Source organism: Microbacterium sp. (assembly GCF_035277845.1).
Lineage (GTDB): Bacteria > Actinomycetota > Actinomycetes > Actinomycetales > Microbacteriaceae > Microbacterium.
On sequence record NZ_DATEJS010000010.1, the window covers coordinates 1 to 3,048 of the forward strand.

At 70.3% G+C, this 3,048-nt stretch carries 5 protein-coding genes; 3 read left to right on the top strand and 2 right to left on the bottom strand.

From position 1 onward, the window contains the following. The 3 genes from VJR25_RS00405 to VJR25_RS00415 all read left to right on the top strand — a co-directional run. A partial coding sequence (locus VJR25_RS00405; protein WP_324111378.1) for a TetR-like C-terminal domain-containing protein occupies positions 1–450 on the top strand: 450 nt, incomplete at its 5' end. Next, complete coding sequence (locus VJR25_RS00410) at positions 414–1,295, top strand: alpha/beta hydrolase (RefSeq protein ID WP_324111380.1); 882 nt, start codon at positions 414–416, stop codon at positions 1,293–1,295. The genes VJR25_RS00405 and VJR25_RS00410, both read left to right, overlap by 37 nt. Before the next feature lie 83 nt (positions 1,296–1,378). Continuing rightward, positions 1,379–1,807 (top strand): hypothetical protein, encoded by a 429-nt coding sequence (locus VJR25_RS00415; protein WP_324111382.1) that lies wholly within the window; start codon positions 1,379–1,381, stop codon positions 1,805–1,807. 20 nt (positions 1,808–1,827) lie between these two features. On the opposite strand, the gene VJR25_RS00420 is transcribed toward VJR25_RS00415, so the two are convergent. After that, positions 1,828–2,457 (bottom strand): glyoxalase, encoded by a 630-nt coding sequence (locus tag VJR25_RS00420; RefSeq protein ID WP_030513796.1) that lies wholly within the window; start codon positions 2,455–2,457, stop codon positions 1,828–1,830. Between the two features lie 49 nt (positions 2,458–2,506). Next, positions 2,507–3,048 (bottom strand): MFS transporter (locus VJR25_RS00425; RefSeq protein ID WP_324111384.1); only part of this gene is annotated, 542 nt, incomplete at its 5' end.

The window sequence follows — 3,048 nt, forward strand, 5'->3', positions numbered from 1 at the left end:
CGGAACCTGCGGGATCTGCAGGTGCAGGTGGGATTGCTGGCCGGGGCGGAGATGAACGAGCGGATCGGCGCGGCGGTGGCGGGGCGCTCCGGGCGTGAGGCGTTGTTCGCGTTCGCCGACGCGTACCGCTCCTACGCCCTCGACCATCCGGGCCGGTACGCGGCAACGCAGATCCGCATGGATCCCGAGGAGGTCGCCGGAGAGCCGGCCCTGCTGCGCGGTATCGAGCTCACCGCGGCGCTGTTGCGCGGATACGGATTGAGCGAACCCGGGTCGACCGACGCGGGACGCTTGCTGCGCAGCACATTTCACGGCTTCGCCACCCTGGAGGCGGCGGGCGGATTCGCGCACTCCCGGGCGATCGACGCCAGCTGGCACCGCATTCTCGAGGCCCTGCATCGCACCCTGTCGCAGTGGCCGTCCGGCATCGAAGAGGAAGTAGCGCAATGAGATCCGACACACTGACCGTCCCCGGCGCGACGCTGTACTACGAACTGCGCGGCGACGGGCCGCTGCTGTTGCTGATCCCCGGTGGCGGCGGCGACGCGGGCGTCTTCGACGAGATGGCCGAGGTGCTCGGGCGCCGTTTCACCGTCGTGGCGCTGGATCCACGCGGCTGTTCGCGCAGCGTGCTCGCCCACGGGCCCGAGGATCAGCAGGTGGCGGTGCAGGCGGACGACGTGGCCCGGCTGCTCGCGCATCTGTCCGATGAGCCGGCGTTCGTCTGCGGAACCAGCAACGGCGCGATCGTCGGACTCGACGTGCTGGCGAGACATCCCGACCGGGTGCGCCGACTGGTCGCGCACGAACCACCCTGCTTCGCCGTCCTGCCGGACGCCGACCGGCACCTCGCGATGGTCGAGGAGGTCTATGTCCTGCTCCACACCGAGGGCGTCGCCGCGGCCGGCGCGAGATTCCTCGCGGGCATCGGTCCCGCGATGAAACCGGCGCCGCAGGTTTCGCGGCTGTCGGAGCGTGCCGCGCAGATGTGGGCCCGCCTCGCCGCCAACGGCCCGCTCATGATCGAACACGAGTTGCGTGAATTCACCTCGTACACACCGGATTACAGTGCGCTCGCCGCGGTGTCGGACCGTCTGGTGCTCGCGGTCGGCCGCGAAACGCGCGGGTGCCTGCCCTATCGGCCCGCGGTCGAGATCGCGGCCCGGCTCGGAATCGAGGTGGTCGAGTTCCCCGGGGCACACAACGGCGTGCGCACCGAGGCCGAAGAATTCGCGAACCAGCTGATGGAGGTCATGGAGATTACGTCACCGCAGCGTCATCCGACGGATTCGTAGCGGCACCGGTAGCGGCGATGCTCGATGAGTGTCCGGCACCGCGAATCCGCGGCCGGCGGCCCTACCGGTTTCGAGGAGTTTCCATGACCACGGTCCGTTTTCATCTCATCTCCACGCTGAGCCCCGCCGAGGTCGTGGGCGTGCTCACCGACTTCGGCCCGTCCCGGCCGCAGGTGTGGCCTACGATCGATGCCGAGCACTTCGTCGTGCACGAGCAGGGCGAGGGGTGGGCCGAGGTCACCGAGGGGACGGAGGCGGCCTGGGAGCGCGCCCGCTACGAGTGGGACCCGGCGGGCGACACGGTGACCGTGACCACCCTGGATTCCAAACTCTTCGGCGCCGGTGGTGGGTGGGTCTTCCGTGCCACACCTGCCCCGGAGGGCAGCCGTGTCGACGTCGAACTGACCCGGACGCCACGGGCGCTCGAGGGGAAGCTCCTCGCCGTGCTGCTTCCCCTGGTCGGCCCGTCGTCGCTGCGCAAGTCCTTCCGAGTTCCGTTGCGGGCGGCCTGATTCCGGCCGGGCCACCCGGCTCAGGCCTCGACCTCCCACACGAATCCGTCGGGATCGGTGAAGGAACCGAGGGGGCCGGTGACGGCGATCCGATGCGACCCGGAGCCCTCCGCCGGGACACCCGCGTCCTTGGCGGCGGCCTTGCGGCCGTAGAGCGCGAGCTTGACCGACCCGGCCGGCGACTCGAACTCGGCGTACTTACCGCCGAAGCTCTTCGCCACGGTCAAGCCGCGCTCGACGTAGAACTGTTTGGTCGCCTTCACACTCTCGACCCCGAGCAGCAGAACGAAATCGTCGATCTCGCGGGTGGCCGGGCCGGTGTCCTTCTTCGCCGAGGTGGCGATCTTCCAGACCGCGCCGTCGGGGGCCTGCACGACGCCGCCGTACCCCCAGAAGCTCTTCTTGGCCGGCTTGACCGTCGTCGCGCCCGCCGCGACCGCGGAGCCGATGAGGCTGTCGACGGTGCTCGGCTGGGACACCACGAGGGAGAGGATGTATCCGCGGAAGCCGGTGGTCTCCGCGTCCGACTTGCGGACCCGCAGCCGGTCGCCGAGTCCGAACGCGGCCTCGTAGAAGGCCGCGGCGGCAGCCGGGTCCGGGGTCTCGAGGATGACCGATGCGATGGTGCTCTGAGCAGTGGTGATGTTCATGTCGAAGACGTTATCGGCGATCGCACGACCGTCGCTTCTCGATTCCTGATCACTCTGGGGGCCTCTGCACCACATCGTGTCCCGGCGCCGTGGCGGGCGTGATCGAGCGCCTCGGACGCCGGTCGGCCGTCCGCCGGCGGCCGTCCGCGATCGCCCATACCGCGAAGCCGCCGACCGCGAAGGCGGCGCCGGCAATGCTGGACCCGGTCCAGCCGGCGGCCGAATACGCGGCGGTCGTGGCGGCCGCGCCGAACGCCGAACCGACGGAGTAGAAGAGCATGTACGTGCCGATGACGCTGCTGGTCCGGTCCGGGTGTGCGGCCGTGAGCAGGTGCTGATTGCCGACATGCACGGCCTGCACGGCGAAATCGAGGACGACGACGCCCGCGACGAGCAGCCGCAGCGACCACGATCCTTGTGCCGTGGCGGACCACGAGACGGCCAGCAGGACGAGTGCCGCCCCCGTGACCGGGCGCGCGTAACCGCGGTCCGCCCAGCGTCCGGCTCGGCCCGCGCCCAGTGCGCCGGCCAGCCCGGCGAGTCCGAACAGGCCGATGTGCGCGCTGTCGAAATGCCACGGCGAGGCTGCGA

Bases quoted from the DNA above. Each gene is read 5' to 3' on its own strand.
- VJR25_RS00415 (WP_324111382.1), top strand. From the start codon at position 1,379: ATGACCACGGTCCGTTTTCATCTCATCTCCACGCTGAGCCCCGCCGAG.
- VJR25_RS00420 (WP_030513796.1), bottom strand. From the start codon at position 2,457: ATGAACATCACCACTGCTCAGAGCACCATCGCATCGGTCATCCTCGAG.